Raw genomic sequence first — 14,911 nt, 5'->3', positions numbered from 1 at the left:
CAAGACCCGCGATCGCGGCGATGACGATGGGCCGGGAGCCGGTCATGCCGGCTGCCAGCACCGCGGTGATGCCGATGCCCATGAGCGTGGTCGCGATGACGGTGTGCAGGATGAACATCAGGCGAAGCATTTCGCGCTCCTTTCGAGACACGGGATCGCGGTCGCTTTGCATCAGAAAAGTCTAATATGCCTTGATGCGTGTCAAAGAGAAGGACGGGGGTCGCAACCAATGGCCGCCATGCCTATTTTGTTGGCATGAGCGAAGCCGAATATCTTTCCGGACGCCTGCTGCTGGCCATGCCCGGCATGGGCGACGAACGTTTCGACCATGCCGTGGTGGCGATGTGCGTTCACGATGAGCACGGCGCGCTGGGCATCGGCATCGGCCATGTGCGCGATGGCATCACCCTGCACGGCCTGCTTGAAGATATCGGCATCGATCCCGGCGTCGCCCCGGACTTGCCGATTCTCAATGGCGGGCCGGTCGAGACGGCACGCGGCTTTGTGCTTCATTCCAACGACTGGAGCGGCGAGGGCAGCGTTACGGTGAACCCGCTGTGCGAACTTTCAGCCTCGATGGACGTGCTGCGGGCCATTGCCGAAGGACGCGGGCCGAGCAGGTATCTCGTCGCGTTGGGGTATGCCGGATGGGGCGCGGGCCAGCTTGAGGGCGAGATGCGCCGCCACGGCTGGTACGCCGCGAAAGGCCGGCCGGAAGTCCTGTTCGAGACGCCGACCGGTCGGCGCTGGCAGCAGGCGTGGAAGCGCGAGGGCATCGATCCGGCGCACCTCGTGGCCCAGACCGGCAGCGCCTGAGCGCCTGCCGCCCGCGCTTAGGCCTCTGCAGCCTCGCTGTTGAGCTGGATGTAGTTGGCCAGCCCCATGCGTTCGATCATGTCGAACTGCTTTTCGATCACGTCGACGTGCTCTTCCTCACTTTCGAGTATCTTGGCGAAGAGATCGCGGCTGACGAAATCGCGCGCGCTTTCGCAATGGGCGATGGCATCCTTGAGCAGGGGCAGCGCGTCCATTTCCAGCGCAAGGTCGGCCTTGAGGATTTCCTCGACCGACTCGCCCACCCGCAGCCGACCCAGCGCCTGGAAATTGGGCAAGCCGTCGAGGAACAGGATGCGGTCCGCCAGCATGTCGGCGTGCTTCATCTCGTCGATCGATTCGTGGCGTTCGTACTCGGCCAGCTTCTTGACGCCCCAGTTGGCGAGCAGGCGGTAATGCAGCCAGTACTGGTTGATCGCGGTCAGCTCGTTGAGCAGGGCCTTGTTTAGATATTCGATGACCTTGGCATCGCCCTTCATCGCGCTGGCTCCTTTGTAATCAGGGGCGCGACGTTACGCCGCGAGGCAGGTGCGACCAAGCGCGAACGACTCGCACGCGGTGCACGCAACACTTTGCAACACTGGATTTATGCAAGGGCGCAGGCGCGCTCGTCGGCGATGACGTCTTCGGCATCATCAAGGCACTGGCGGCACTGCGGCTTGAAACCCATGCGGCCGTAGATTTCCTCGGCGTTGCCTGCGTGGCAGCGGGCGGTGGCCCGGATGTCCTTTTCACGGATGGCATTGCAGATGCAGATGAACATTGCGGACGGTCTCCATGGTAAAGCCTTCTGCCAATGATTCGCATTTTTAATGAGAGTGGATCGCAATAGCAAGTGCAGTGTCGGTCTTGCCGCACCGCAGTGCATGGTTGCCCGGTTGCAATGCTTACATGTGCACTCTATCTGTCGTCCTACATCGAGAGTTGGAGTGACGCTCCAACGCCAACCTGCCGATCCGGGCAAGGTGGTACCCGATCTGCCGAGGTGGAGAGGGGATGTGGCCGATCCGGCAATCAAACGGACACGGACACCGTGAAGAGCGTCTTCTCCCTCAGGTTTTGAGGAAGACGTACCCCGTGCCGATCAGGATTGCCGACAATCTCCCAGCCCGCCGGACTCTGGAAGCCGAGGGCGTGATCGTGATGAGCGAAACCGAGGCTGCCCGCCAGGATATCCGCCCCATGCGGATCGCCCTGCTCAATCTGATGCCCGACAAGATCACCACCGAAACGCAGATCGCGCGCCTGCTTGGCGCCACGCCGCTGCAGGTGGAGCTGGAACTGGTGCGCATCTCCGATCACGTCAGCAAGAACACCTCTGCTGGCCACATTTCGTCGTTCTACCGCCCTTGGGAGGACGTCCGCGCCGAGAAATACGACGGCCTGATCGTTACCGGCGCGCCGGTCGAGACGATTCCCTATGCCGAGGTCAGTTACTGGGACGAGCTCGCCCGTATCTTCGACTGGTCGCAGACCAACGTCCACCGCACGCTGTCGGTTTGCTGGGGCGCGATGGCTGCGCTTCACCACTTCCACGGCATCGACAAGCACCCCTTGCCGACAAAGGCTTCGGGCGTATTCCGGCATATCAACCATGCCCCTGCGAGCCCGTTCATGCGAGGCCTGCCCGACGTGTTCGACGTGCCGGTCTCGCGCTGGAGCGAAGTGCGCCGGGAAGACCTGCCCGAGGGGCGCGGCCTTTCGGTTCTTGCCGACAGTGCCGAAACCGGCCTGTGCCTGATCGATGATCCGGCCCACAACACCCTGCACATGTTCAACCATCTCGAATACGACACGCTGACGCTGGCAGGCGAATATGCGCGCGATGCCAATGAGAATGGGGAGGGCAGGTACCTGCCGCGCCACTATTTCCCCGGAGACGATCCTCAGGCGATGCCCGCCAACACCTGGCGCGGCCATGGCCACCTGCTGTTCGGAAACTGGGTGAACGAGACCTACCAGACCACGCCATATGATCTGGCGGATATCGGGAAATGAGCTGGCCGGTGCCGCAAGCCCTTGGCGGATGCAAGGGGCGCACCCGACAAGGACTCTCCACCCTTGCCTTTCCACGCCGCTTCGCCTAACGGCCCCAGCTTCAACCGACACGGATTCGATGATCGGCCTGGCCACAAGGGCTGCCAAGGCAGATCGGACGCGTCGAAATCAGGAGACGAAAATGCCCAAGATGAAGACGAAGAGCGGCGTCAAGAAGCGCTTCAAGCTCACCGCCACCGGCAAGGTGAAGCATGGCGTGGCCGGCAAGCGCCACCGCCTGATGAGCCACAACGCCAAGTACATCCGCCAGAACCGCGGCACTGAAGTGATCTCCGACGCTGATGCGAAGGTGATCAAGAAGTGGGCGCCCTACGGGCTGAACTGAGGAGCGCTGACTTATGAGCCGTATCAAGCGTGGTGTAACCACCAAAGCCAAGCACAAGCGGATTCTGGATCAGGCGAAGGGCTATCGCGGCCGTCGCAAGAACACCATTCGCGTTGCCCGTCAGGCCGTCGAAAAGGCTGGCCAGTACGCCTATCGTGACCGCAAGGTTAAGAAGCGCTCCTTCCGCGCTCTGTGGATCCAGCGCATCAACGCTGCGGTCCGCGCCGAAGGCCTGACCTACTCGCAGTTCATCCACGGCACCAAGCTTGCCGGGATCGAACTCGATCGCAAGACCATGGCCGACCTCGCGATGAACGAAGGTGCGATCTTCACCGCCGTCATCGCCCAGGCGAAGGCTGCTCTGCCCGCCGCCTGATCGGCATCGCGGAAGCAGAACGAACAAAAGGGCGGTTCCTTCGGGAGCCGCCCTTTTTCGTTGCGATTCGCGCAAGTGCGGTGCAGGGTGAGCGTGAACATTGCATAACTAAAGTAAACAGGGGCGCGCAAATCTTGACCGGGGACTGCACAGTCCGGGTTCGGTTCCATCGGCCACCAGCGCCGATGCAGCGCTATTTCACGACATTCTACCTGACCGAGATCGATGTGGCCCAAGGCCGCGTGACCGATCACCTGCACCCCGAGTGGGCAAACATCCGAATCTATCAGGGTGACTTTCCGGATTCGCAACTGCCGGGACAGCCGCCCTTCAAGGGCGTGCAGGCAAACGCCACCGGCCCCACCAGCACGACGCTCGAGTTCACGACCGGGATCACGCGAATCTGGGGCATCGGCCTGCTGCCGCTGGGCTGGGCGCGCTTTGTCCGCCAGCCCGCTAACGCACATGCGGACCGCATCTACGATGTCGCTGCCGAGCCGTTTCTGGCGCCGTTTCGGAGGCTCGCCGCAACGGTCTTCAACAATGTGCCGGACGAGCAGGCCGAGCTGGGCCGCATAACGCGTTTCTTCGAACAGTCCCTGGCTGCAGGCTTCGATGACGATCCCCGCATCGCCGCCTGTCACGCCGCTCTCGTCAATCCGGATATCGCGACGGTAAGCGAAATGGCCGAGGCGACACATCTGCCAACCCACACGGTCGAGCGCCTGTGCCGCAAGCATTTCGGATTTGCGCCACGCCTGCTGCTGCGGCGGCAGCGCTTCATGCGCAGCCTTGTGCAATACATGCTTGATCCCTCGCTCAAGTGGATCGGCGCGATCGACGGGCATTATCACGATCAGGCGCAGTTCGTGCGCGACTTCCACCGCTTCATGGGCATGAGCCCGCGCGAATATGCCCATTGCCCCAAGCCGGTGCTGCAGGAAGTGATGCGCGCGCGGCAGGAGTTTCTGGGCGCTGCCGTGCAAGCATTGCATACCCCCCCAACGACGCTGGCGCGCTCGTAACTCGAGACTTTGATTCGCACGCATTTGCGGCTAGCGGCTTGCGCCATGGAAAACCTCGATCAACAGCAGGCCGAAACGCTCGCGGCCATTGCGCAAGCTGCCACGCCCGAAGCGGTGGAGACGATCCGTGTCTCCGCGCTCGGCAAGCAGGGCTGGGTCAGCGCCCTGCTCAAGTCGCTGGGCGGGATGACGCCGGACCAGCGCCAGAGCGAAGGTCCAAAGATCCACGCCGCGCGCGAAACCGTCACTGCCGCGCTAGCGGACCGCAAGGGCGCGCTGGAGAGCGCTGCGCTCGAAGCACGCCTTGTAGCCGAAACAGTCGATCTCTCGCTGCCCGCGCCGCAGGCACCCAAGGGTTCGGTCCACCCGGTCAGCCAGGTCATGGACGAGCTGGCCGAGATCTTCGCCGACATGGGCTTTGCCGTGGCCAGCGGTCCCGAGATCGAGGACGACTGGCACAATTTCACCGCGCTCAACATGCCCGAAACCCATCCTGCCCGCGCGATGCACGATACCTTCTACTTCCCCGACAAGGACGCAGAAGGCCGTGACATGCTGCTGCGCACGCACACTTCCCCCGTGCAGATCCGCTCGATGATCGCGCAGGGCGCGCCGATCCGCATCATCGCACCGGGCCGGGTCTACCGTTCGGATTCGGACGCGACGCATACGCCGATGTTCCACCAGATCGAAGGCCTCGTCATCGACAAGGGCATCCACCTCGGCCATCTCAAGTGGACGCTGGAAACCTTTCTCAAGGCCTTCTTCGAGCGTGACGACATCGTCCTGCGCCTGCGCCCGAGCTACTTCCCCTTCACCGAGCCCTCGGTCGAGGTCGACGTCGGCTACACGCTGATCAATGGCAAGCGCGTCGTCGGCGGCAGCGGCGATGCCGAGAACGGCGGCTGGATGGAAGTGCTGGGCTCCGGCATGGTCAACCGCAAGGTGATCGAATTCGGCGGGCTCGATCCCGATGAATGGCAGGGCTTTGCCTTCGGCACCGGCGTCGATCGCCTCGCCATGCTCAAGTACGGCATGGACGACCTGCGCGCCTTCTTCGATGGCGATGTGCGGTGGCTTGGCCACTACGGTTTCGGCGCGCTCGACGTGCCGACCCTTTCCGGCGGTGTTGGAGTACGTTCGTGAAGTTCTCGCTCTCGTGGTTGAAGTCGGTCCTCGATACCAAGGCCGACGCCCGCACCATCGCCGAAAAGCTGACCTCGCTCGGTCTCGAGATAGAAGGCGTCGAGGATGCCTCGGCGGCGCTCAAGAGCTTTCGCGTCGCCCGCGTGGTGACGGCAGAGAAGCACCCGCAGGCCGACAAGCTGCAGGTGCTTTCGGTTGATCTGGGTGATGGCAATCCGCTTCAGGTCGTGTGCGGCGCGCCCAACGCGCGCGCAGGGCTGGTCGGCGTGCTCGGCCTGCCCGGTGCAGTGGTCCCGGCCAACGGCATGGAACTGCGCAAGTCCGCCATCCGCGGTGTCGAATCCAACGGCATGATGTGCTCGACGCGTGAACTTGGCCTTGGCGAAGAGCATGACGGCATCATCGAACTGCCCGAGGACGCGCCGGTGGGGACGACCTTTGCAGACTATCTCGGTTCGGACCCGGTGTTCGACGTGGCGATCACGCCCAACCGCCCGGACTGCATGGGCGTCCACGGCATCGCCCGCGATCTGGCGGCGGCGGGGCTTGGCGTATTGAAGCCGATCGAAGCCGAACACGTTACGGGCAGCTTCCCATGCCCCATCGAAGTGCGCACCGACGATCCGGAAGGCTGCCCTGCCTTTTACGGCCGCGTCATTCGCGGCGTGAAGAATGGCCCCAGCCCGAAGTGGCTGCAGGATTACCTCAAGAGTGCAGGGCAGCGCCCGATATCCGCGCTGGTGGACATCACCAACTACGTGATGTTGGGCTATGGCCGTCCGGCCCATGCCTACGACATGGCCAAGCTTTCGGGCGCGGTCGTGGCGCGCAAGGCGCGCGAGGGCGAGACCTGTCTGGCGCTCAACGGCAAGGAATACGCGCTTCAGCCTTGGATGACGGTGATTGCCGACGATGCCGGCGTGCATGACATCGCCGGAATCATGGGCGGCGAACACTCGGGCTGCTCGGACGAGACGACCGATGTGCTGCTCGAAGTCGCCTACTTCGATCCCGCTTCCATCGCCCGCACCGGGCAGGCCCTCTCGCTGACCTCCGACGCGCGCGGGCGTTTCGAACGCGGCGTCGATCCGGCGTTCCTCGATACCGGCCTCGATCTGCTGACCGGGCTGATCCTCGAGATCTGCGGTGGCGAGGCGAGCGAAGTGGTCCGTGCAGGGCAGCCGCCGCTGGCGCGCAAGACGGTGGCCTATGATTCCGCGCTGGCCGGCAACCTTGGCGGCATCGACGTCGCCAATGGCGAACAGAAGCGCATTCTTGCCGCGCTTGGTTTCGAAGTGGCCGACGACTGGATCGTGACCGTGCCGAGCTGGCGCCCCGACGTCGACGGCGCGCCCGACATCGTCGAGGAAGTGATCCGCGTCCATGGCCTGGACGCTGTGCCTTCCACCCCGCTGCCACGCGCTGATGGCGTCGCCAAGCCGACGGCAACGGCGGTGCAGACGCTCGAGCGCCGGGTGCGCCGTGCCGCTGCCTCGCGAGGCCTGCACGAGGCGATCACCTGGTCGTTCCTCCCCGAAAAGGAAGCCGCGCACTTTGCCGATGGCGAGGAAACCTGGGCGCTGGCCAATCCGATTTCGGAAGACCTCAAGGTCATGCGCCCGTCGCTGCTGCCGGGCCTGCTTTCGGCCGCACAGCGCAACCTCCATCGTGGCGCCACCTCGGTTCGCCTGTTCGAGATCGGCCGCCGCTATTTCCGTGGTGCCAATGGCGCGAGCGACGAGAAGCTGAGCCTTGCCGTGGTACTTGCCGGTGAAGCGGTTTCGCGCGGTTGGGCGACTGGCAAGGCCAAGCCGTTCGACGCGTTTGACGCCAAGGCCGAAGCACTGGCGCTGTTGGGCGAGGCTGGCGCTCCGGTCGACAACCTGCAGGTGATGGGCGAGGCTGGCAGCCAGTTCCACCCCGGCCAGTCGGCCACGCTGCGCCTTGGGCCCAAGCAGGTGCTGGCGCGCTTTGGTATGCTGCATCCCTCGACAGCCAAGGCCTTCGATCTCGATGGTCCGGTGGCCGTGGTCGAACTGTTCCTCGATCGTATTCCGCCGCGCAAGGGGCCGGGCCAGTTCGCCCGCCCGCACTTCGCGCCGCCCGCGCTGCAGGCCGTGACGCGCGATTTCGCGTTCCTGGTCCCGGTCTCGGTCCCGGCAGGCGATCTGCTGCGCGCGGTGAAGGGTGCGGACAAGCAGGCGATCGTTTCGGCTCGGATCTTTGACGATTTCCGCGGGGTGGGCGTGCCCGAGGGCCAGAAGAGCCTGGCCATCGAAGTGACGCTGCAGCCCACTGAAAAGTCGTTCGATGAAGCGGGGCTCAAGGCGATTTCGGACAAGGTGGTGGCTGCCGCTGCCAAGCTTGGGGCCGTTCTGCGCGGATGAGCGACGAGTTCGTCATCATCGGCAGCGACAAGCTGACTGCGCGGATCAATCCGCTCGGCGCAGAGCTGTGGTCGCTGACCGATGCTGAGGGCGCAGAATACATGACCGATGCTGACCCGGCCTTCTGGTCGGGCCATGCCCCGCTGCTGTTTCCGATTGTCGGCGCATTGAGCGGTGACACGCTGAGGCTGGGTGGGCAGGAGCATTCCATGCCCAAGCATGGCTTTGCCCGCCGCAGCGCCTTTGCCCCGGTCCATGTCGAGGAAACGGAGGCCCGCTTCCGGCTGACCGATTCGCCGGCAACCCGCGCGGCCTATCCCTTCGGCTTCGTCCTCGAAGTGCTTTACCGGGTCGAGGGAATGACGCTGCACACACAGGTCAGCGTATTCAATCCGAACACGGATGCCTTGCCGTTCAGTTTCGGCTTTCACCCCGCCTTTGCCTGGCCGCTGCCGGGTGGTGCGGCGAAGCACGCGCACAAGCTGGTTTTCGAGGCCGAAGAGCCCGAAGCCTTGCGGCAGGTCGCGCCAGGTACCGGGGTTCTGCTCCCGGACCTGATCCTGAGCCCGGTCAAGGGCCGCGAGCTTGCGCTGCACGAGGACCTGTTCCGCGCCGATGCGCTGATCTGGGATCGTCTCTCCAGCACTTCGCTGTCGTACGGAGCGGATGGCGGCAGTTCGCTCGACATTGCCTTCCCGGACACGACTTCGCTCGGCGTCTGGCAGGTGCCGGGCGCACGCTATGTCTGCATCGAGCCGTGGCAGGGCCATGCCGATCCTGAAGGGTTCTCCGGTGATTTCCGCGAAAAGCCCGGCGTTGTCCTGCTCGATCCCGGCGCAACGCGCAGCTTCCGCATGGACGTGACCCTAAACCCGCGCTAACCGCGCACCCATGTCCAATCGCCGTACCTTCGCCATCATTTCGCACCCTGACGCGGGCAAGACCACGCTGACCGAGAAGCTGCTGCTTCAGGGCGGCGCGATCCATCTTGCCGGCGAGGTCAAGGCGCGCGGGGCGGCGCGGCGGGCGCGGTCGGACTGGATGAAGATCGAGCAGCAGCGCGGGATTTCGGTGACGTCGTCGGTGATGACGTTCCAGAAGGACGGCGTGGTGTTCAACCTGCTCGACACGCCGGGCCACGAGGACTTTTCCGAAGACACCTATCGCACGCTGACCGCAGTCGATTCGGCGATCATGGTGATCGACGCGGCCAAGGGCATCGAACCGCAGACGCGCAAGCTGTTCGAGGTTTGTCGCATGCGCTCGGTCCCGATCATCACCTTCGTCAACAAGGTGGACCGTGAGGGGCGCTCGGTGTTCGAGACCTTGGACGAAGTGGCCGATGCGCTGGCACTGGACGTCGTGCCGATGTCCTGGCCGATTGGCATGGGCGGCCTGTTCCAGGGCGTGATGAGCTTTGCCGACGAGACGATTGCCCGGCCCGAAGGCGACAGTCGCGAGTTCCTCGGCAAGGTCGAGCCCGCAGTCGATATTCCCGAAGACATTGCCGAAGAAATCGAGCTGGCCCGTGCTGGCTATCCCGAATTCGATATGGAGGCCTATCGCAACGGCGACCTGACCCCGGTCTATTTCGGATCGGCGCTCAAGAACTTCGGCGTGATCGACCTGATCGAAGCCATCGCGAAATTTGCCCCGCCGCCGCGCCCGCAATCATCAAGCGTCGGCACTGTCGATCCCGAGCGCGCGGACGTGACCGGTTTCATCTTCAAGGTGCAGGCCAACATGGACCCGCAGCACCGTGACCGCATCGCATTCATGCGCATGGTCTCGGGCACCTTCAAGCGCGGCATGAAGCTGACGCCTTCGGGCCTGGGCAAGCCGATTGCGGTGCATTCGCCGATCCTGTTCTTTGCCCAGGACCGCGAGATTGCCGACACGGCCGAAGCCGGCGACATCATTGGCATCCCCAACCACGGCACCCTGCGCGTCGGCGACACGCTCTCCGAAAAGAACGACCTGCGCTTTACCGGCCTGCCCAACTTCGCACCGGAAATCCTGCGCCGCGTGGTGCTCAAGGACCCGACCAAGACCAAGCAATTGCGCAAGGCGCTCGACGATCTTTCGGAAGAGGGCGTGATCCAGGTGTTCTACCCGGAGATCGGCAGCCAGTGGATCGTGGGTGTGGTCGGCCAGCTTCAGCTCGATGTGCTGGTCTCGCGGCTCGAGGCGGAATACAAGGTCGAGGCGGTGCTCGAACCATCGCCTTTCGATACGGCGCGCTGGATCAAGGGAAGCGATGCAGCGTTGAAGAACTTTGCCGATTTCAACTCATCGAACCTCGCCAAGGATCGCGACGGCGACCCCGTGTTCATGGCGCGTTCGTCGTGGGACGTGGGCTATCAGCAGGAACGCAATCCTGACCTGACCTTCTCGGCCACCAAGGAAAGGTAGCGACCAGACCGGCATCCGGGGTTGAAACCGCGCCCCATCCGGCGCAGTTACCCGTTCATGCAATTACTCGGTCCCAGTTCGAACACCTTCATCTCGCAGCGCCTGCGCCTCCACTATGTGGATTGGGGCAATACGGACAAGCCGCCGCTGCTGCTGGTCCATGGCGGGCGTGACCACTGCCGCTCGTGGGACTGGACCGCCGAGGCGCTGCGTGAGGACTGGCACATCATCGCCATGGATCACCGCGGCCATGGCGACAGCCAGTGGACCGAGGACGGCAACTACCGGACGATGGACCTCGTCTATGATGTGGCGCAGCTGATCCACCAGCTCGATCTGGCGCCGGTGACGATCGTCTCCCATTCGTGGGGCGCCAACACCAGCCTGCGCTATGCCGGCCTGTTCCCGGAGAACGTGCGCAAGATCGTGGCGATCGAGGGACTGTTCCCCACGCCGGAGCGCGAGGCGATGATGAAGAACGTGCCGTTCGCCCGCCGCGTGCGCGAGTTCATCGGCGAGAAGCGCAAGGCAGCCGGCCGCCTGCCGCGCCGGTACCCGACGCTTGAAGATGCCTACGCGCGCATGAAGGGCGAGAACCCCTACTTGACCGACGAGCAGGCACGGCACCTGACCCGCCATGGCATCAACCGGAACGAGGACGGAACCTTCAGCTGGAAGTTCGACCCGCACCTGAACGTCGACGGCGCGCCCTATGATATCACGGCGGAGCAGCGCAACGAGCTGTGGAGCGCGATCACCTGCCCGACCCTGCTGCTGAATGGGGCGGATTCCTGGGCTGGAAATCCTATCGAGAACGGCATGATTGCGCCATTCCGCAATGCCGAGGTGATCGAGTTCGAGAACGCCGGGCACTGGCTGCACCATGACCAGTTCGACAAGTTCATCGCTACGCTCAAGGACTTTCTCTGATGGCAAAGTTCACCGACTGCATCCTGCCAGAACACGAGGCGATGATCGGGCAGCAGTCAGTGTTCTTCGTGGCCACGGCGGCAGCGGAGGGGCGGATCAACCTTTCGCCCAAGGGGTACGATTGCTTTCGCGTGCTGGGTCCGAACCGCGTCGCTTATCTCGACCTTGCCGGATCGGGCAACGAGACGCACGCCCACCTGACGGCGGACGGCCGCATCACGATCATGATGACCAACTTCCAGCAGCCTGCGCTGATCCTGCGGTTGTACGGGCACGGCAAGCCGGTGCTTCCTGCCAATCCGGAATGGGCGGAACTGGCACGTCATTTCACGGTTCTGGCAGGCACACGCCAGATTTTCGACATCGCGGTGGACAGCGTGCAGACAAGCTGTGGCTGGGGCGTGCCGCTGATGAGCCTTGAGCAGGAGCGGCAGACGCTGGTGAAATATCACGCGCAATCCGATCCCGAAGCCTGGGAGGCAAAGATGTCGGCGCGCACCAGCAGCATCGATGGTCTGCCTGTGACGCCGACTGACCGTTATATCGCGGGGGCCTGAGGCCGGTTTGAAACTCAAGGTCGCCAGCTACAACATCCACAAGGGCGTCGGGCTCGATCGGCGGCGCGATCCGGATCGCATCCTGACGATCCTGCGCGAGATCGATGCCGACGTGATCGCGCTGCAGGAAGCGGACCGGCGCTTCGGCCTGCGCGAAGCGGTGATCCCGCACGCGACGCTCGATGATCACAGCCCGTGGCGGGTTGTCGAGCCGGGCCATTATGATCGGGCGCGGACCAATTCGAGCATGGGCTGGCACGGCAATGCCCTGCTGGTGCGGCGCGAGATCGAAGTCGTCGGGGCTTGCGCGGTGCCGCTGCCGACGATCGAACCGCGCGGGGCGGTCTGCGCGACCTTGCGCGTCGGCAAGGCACTTGTGCGCGTGGTCGGCATGCATCTCGATCTGTCCGGCTTGCGCCGCCGCCAGCAGGTCGAGACAGTTTGCGGGCATGTCTCGGCGCATGATGAACCCGGCCATGTCGTGATGATGGGCGATCTCAACGAGTGGTCGCCCTCGGGCGGGGCGCTTGCCGCGTTTGCGGCGCCGTTCAAGGTGCTGGCACCTGGTCGCAGCTTTCCGTCCCGCCGTCCGGTTGCGCAACTGGACCGGATCGTGGTCAGCGAAGGTCTTGGCGTGGACGCCTTGGGCGTACACCACAGCCCGCTCGCTGCGATCGGGTCCGATCACCTGCCGGTGTGGGCGAGCCTTGCTCTGCCCTGAATCTGTGCAGGCTTGGCTGCCTAAAAAACAGGCACAATGCTGCGACTGCACAAGATTCGAGCGCAAATAATCACCGTGCGGCCATTTCAGTTCCCGTAAACGCCTGAATCCGTAAAAATCCGCATTTGGCACACCCCTTGCTTAACTGTTGCTGCCGGCAGGTCGCCCGGCGAGTGGGCAACAGAAGAGGGCATGAATGAAATTCATCATCGCCATCATCAAGCCGTTCAAGCTCGACGAAGTGCGTGAAGCGCTCTCGGGGCTGGGCGTCGCTGGGATGACGGTGTCGGAGGTGAAGGGCTTTGGTCGGCAGAAGGGCCAGACCGAAATCTACCGTGGCGCCGAATATTCGACCAATATGCTGCCGAAGGTGAAGATCGAGGTCGCCGCAAGCGACGACCTTGCGCCGCAGATCGTGGAAACGATCCAGCAGGCTGCCAGCACCGAGGCGATCGGCGACGGCAAGATCTTCGTGCTCGATCTCGCATCGGCCACGCGCATCCGTACCGGCGAAACCGGGGATACCGCGCTTTGAGCGCGCCTTCCATTTCCGACCTTAGGGGAACCAACATGATCCGCAAGATGATCGGTGGCTTGGTGGGAACGGGCGCTTCGCTCTTCGCTGCCACTGCCGCTTTCGCACAGGATGGGCCGATCAAGGCCCCCACCGCCGAACAGATGGCCACGATGGTCAACAAGGGTGACACCACCTGGATGTTGCTCTCGGCCACTCTTGTTCTGCTGATGAGCGTTCCTGCTCTCGCTCTTTTCTACGGCGGCCTCGTCCGCACCAAGAACATGCTCTCGGTGCTGATGCAGGTCTTCATGATCGTTTCGGTCGCAGCGCTGGTCTGGTGCTGCTGGGGCTATTCGATGGCTTTTACCAGCGGCAACGAATTCGTCGGCGGCTTCTCGAAGGTCATGCTGATGGGCGTCAGTGCCTCGACCTACGCCGCGACGTTCTCGAACAACGTCTACATCCCCGAATTCGCGTTCGTCATCTTCCAGATGACCTTCGCCTGCATCACCCCGGCGCTGATCGTCGGTGCCTTTGCGGAACGCGTGAAGTTCACGCCGCTGATGGTCTTCACCGTCCTGTGGCTGACCTGCATCTACTTCCCGATGGCGCACATGGTCTGGTACTGGGCTGGCCCGGACTTCCTGGTCGATGCTCCGAACGACTACGGCATGCTGTGGGGCTGGGGCGCGCTGGACTTCGCCGGCGGCACCGTCGTGCACATCAACGCCGGTATCGCGGGTCTCGTTGGCTGCCTCATGATCGGCAAGCGCGTCGGCTTCGGCAAGGAAGCCACCCCGCCGCACTCGCTGACCATGACCATGATCGGCGCCTCGCTGCTGTGGGTGGGCTGGTTCGGCTTCAATGCCGGCTCCAACCTTGAAGCCAACGGCGTTGCCGCGGTTGCCTTCATCAACACCTTCGTCGCCACCGCTGCCGCCGCCGTCTCCTGGTCGCTGGTCGAGCAGTTCCATCACGGCAAGCCCTCGATGCTGGGCGCTGCCACGGGTGCTGTCGCCGGCCTCGTCGCGGTTACCCCGGCTTCGGGCTACGGCGCGCCGATGACCTCGATCGTCCTTGGTCTCGTCGTCTCGCCGATCTGCTACCTCTTCGTCAGCACGATCAAGAACAAGCTCAAGTACGACGACACCCTCGACGTGTTCGGCGTGCACTGCATCGGCGGCATCGTCGGCGCAATTGCCACCGGCATCATGGCGGCTCCGTCGCTCGGCGGCCAGGGCGTGTTCGACTACACCGTGTTCCCGGCCGGCTTCGACGCTGCCAGCTACGATATGGCGCACCAGGTGTGGGTCCAGATCAAGGCCGTGCTCTTCACGCTGGTCTTCTCAGGTGTCGGTTCCGCGATCATCTTCTTCATCGTCGACAAGATCTTCGGTCTGCGTCCGACCGAAGAAGCCGAGCGCGAAGGCCTCGACATCTCCGAACACGGCGAGCGCGCCTATAACTACTAAGTTTTGACCGAATTGGCGGGGTGGGAGAGCCAGATCCTCTCCCTCTCATCTCCCACCTCGCCAAACCTTGTTCCTCCTGCGAACAGACTAAGGCCGGAAGCGCTAGCCCGCTTCCGGCCCTTTTTTTGTTGGCGGCGGGTGGTTCGCTTGC

General features: G+C 63.6%; 16 protein-coding genes and 1 riboswitch. Of the genes, 14 read left to right on the top strand and 2 right to left on the bottom strand.

What is annotated here, in order from left to right; all coding sequences use genetic code 11:
• The first annotated feature begins 255 nt into the window (after positions 1–255).
• Positions 256–816 (top strand): YqgE/AlgH family protein, encoded by a 561-nt coding sequence (locus B9A23_RS08250; protein WP_084278406.1) that lies wholly within the window; start codon positions 256–258, stop codon positions 814–816.
• A 17-nt stretch (positions 817–833) separates the two neighbouring features.
• Here the strand turns inward: B9A23_RS08250 and bfr are convergent, their stop codons facing one another.
• Both bfr and B9A23_RS08240 read right to left on the bottom strand, forming a co-directional pair.
• On the bottom strand, positions 834–1,313 hold the full coding sequence (gene bfr, locus B9A23_RS08245) for a bacterioferritin (RefSeq protein ID WP_084278405.1): 480 nt from the start codon (positions 1,311–1,313) through the stop codon (positions 834–836).
• Positions 1,314–1,420: 107 nt separating this feature from the next.
• The gene (locus B9A23_RS08240) at positions 1,421–1,597 is read right to left on the bottom strand and encodes a (2Fe-2S)-binding protein (RefSeq protein WP_039333680.1); all 177 of its coding nucleotides are present in this window, start codon (positions 1,595–1,597) and stop codon (positions 1,421–1,423) included.
• A gap of 146 nt (positions 1,598–1,743) precedes the next feature.
• Positions 1,744–1,862, top strand: a riboswitch (SAM-I-IV-variant riboswitch).
• 49 nt (positions 1,863–1,911) lie between these two features.
• Here B9A23_RS08240 and metA point away from each other — a divergent pair.
• The 13 genes from metA to B9A23_RS08175 all read left to right on the top strand — a co-directional run bounded on the left by metA (position 1,912) and on the right by B9A23_RS08175 (position 14,760).
• Positions 1,912–2,832 carry a homoserine O-succinyltransferase gene (gene metA, locus B9A23_RS08235; protein WP_084278404.1) on the top strand — a complete coding sequence of 307 codons (921 nt, stop codon included), beginning with the start codon at positions 1,912–1,914 and terminating at the stop codon, positions 2,830–2,832.
• 181 nt (positions 2,833–3,013) lie between these two features.
• On the top strand, positions 3,014–3,217 hold the full coding sequence (rpmI, locus tag B9A23_RS08230; protein WP_084278695.1) for a 50S ribosomal protein L35: 204 nt from the start codon (positions 3,014–3,016) through the stop codon (positions 3,215–3,217).
• Between the two features lie 13 nt (positions 3,218–3,230).
• Positions 3,231–3,593 carry a 50S ribosomal protein L20 gene (rplT, locus tag B9A23_RS08225; RefSeq protein ID WP_039333676.1) on the top strand — a complete coding sequence of 121 codons (363 nt, stop codon included), beginning with the start codon at positions 3,231–3,233 and terminating at the stop codon, positions 3,591–3,593.
• A 185-nt stretch (positions 3,594–3,778) separates the two neighbouring features.
• Positions 3,779–4,618 (top strand): helix-turn-helix domain-containing protein, encoded by an 840-nt coding sequence (locus B9A23_RS08220; RefSeq protein WP_084278403.1) that lies wholly within the window; start codon positions 3,779–3,781, stop codon positions 4,616–4,618.
• A 45-nt stretch (positions 4,619–4,663) separates the two neighbouring features.
• Positions 4,664–5,764 (top strand): phenylalanine--tRNA ligase subunit alpha, encoded by a 1,101-nt coding sequence (pheS, locus tag B9A23_RS08215; RefSeq protein ID WP_084278402.1) that lies wholly within the window; start codon positions 4,664–4,666, stop codon positions 5,762–5,764.
• Positions 5,761–8,151: a phenylalanine--tRNA ligase subunit beta gene (pheT, locus tag B9A23_RS08210; protein WP_084278401.1), complete on the top strand. Its 2,391-nt coding sequence runs from the start codon at positions 5,761–5,763 to the stop codon at positions 8,149–8,151. The genes pheS and pheT overlap by 4 nt, the downstream gene beginning before the upstream one ends.
• Positions 8,148–9,032: an aldose 1-epimerase family protein gene (locus tag B9A23_RS08205; protein ID WP_084278400.1), complete on the top strand. Its 885-nt coding sequence runs from the start codon at positions 8,148–8,150 to the stop codon at positions 9,030–9,032. Before pheT ends, B9A23_RS08205 begins: the two co-directional genes overlap by 4 nt.
• Positions 9,033–9,042: 10 nt before the next feature.
• Complete coding sequence (locus B9A23_RS08200; protein WP_084278399.1) at positions 9,043–10,563, top strand: peptide chain release factor 3; 1,521 nt, start codon at positions 9,043–9,045, stop codon at positions 10,561–10,563.
• Between the two features lie 57 nt (positions 10,564–10,620).
• Positions 10,621–11,493, top strand: coding sequence for an alpha/beta fold hydrolase (locus B9A23_RS08195; RefSeq protein ID WP_084278398.1), 873 nt, complete (start codon positions 10,621–10,623; stop codon positions 11,491–11,493).
• Positions 11,493–12,050, top strand: a complete 558-nt coding sequence (locus tag B9A23_RS08190) for a pyridoxamine 5'-phosphate oxidase family protein (RefSeq protein ID WP_084278397.1) — start codon at positions 11,493–11,495, stop codon at positions 12,048–12,050. The genes B9A23_RS08195 and B9A23_RS08190 overlap by 1 nt, the downstream gene beginning before the upstream one ends.
• A 7-nt stretch (positions 12,051–12,057) precedes the next feature.
• Positions 12,058–12,771 (top strand): endonuclease/exonuclease/phosphatase family protein, encoded by a 714-nt coding sequence (locus tag B9A23_RS08185; protein ID WP_084278396.1) that lies wholly within the window; start codon positions 12,058–12,060, stop codon positions 12,769–12,771.
• 196 nt (positions 12,772–12,967) lie between these two features.
• A complete protein-coding gene (locus B9A23_RS08180) occupies positions 12,968–13,306 on the top strand; it encodes a P-II family nitrogen regulator (RefSeq protein ID WP_039333663.1) in 339 nt (112 codons plus the stop codon).
• Positions 13,307–13,341: 35 nt separating this feature from the next.
• Positions 13,342–14,760 (top strand): ammonium transporter, encoded by a 1,419-nt coding sequence (locus tag B9A23_RS08175; protein ID WP_084278395.1) that lies wholly within the window; start codon positions 13,342–13,344, stop codon positions 14,758–14,760.
• Positions 14,761–14,911: the final 151 nt, after the last annotated feature.

The sequence above is a fragment of the Novosphingobium sp. B1 genome, from assembly GCF_900176395.1.
Taxonomy (GTDB): Bacteria; Pseudomonadota; Alphaproteobacteria; order Sphingomonadales; family Sphingomonadaceae; genus Novosphingobium.
Note: the sequence above shows the minus strand (reverse complement) of the source record. Positions and strands in the feature narration are given on the sequence as shown.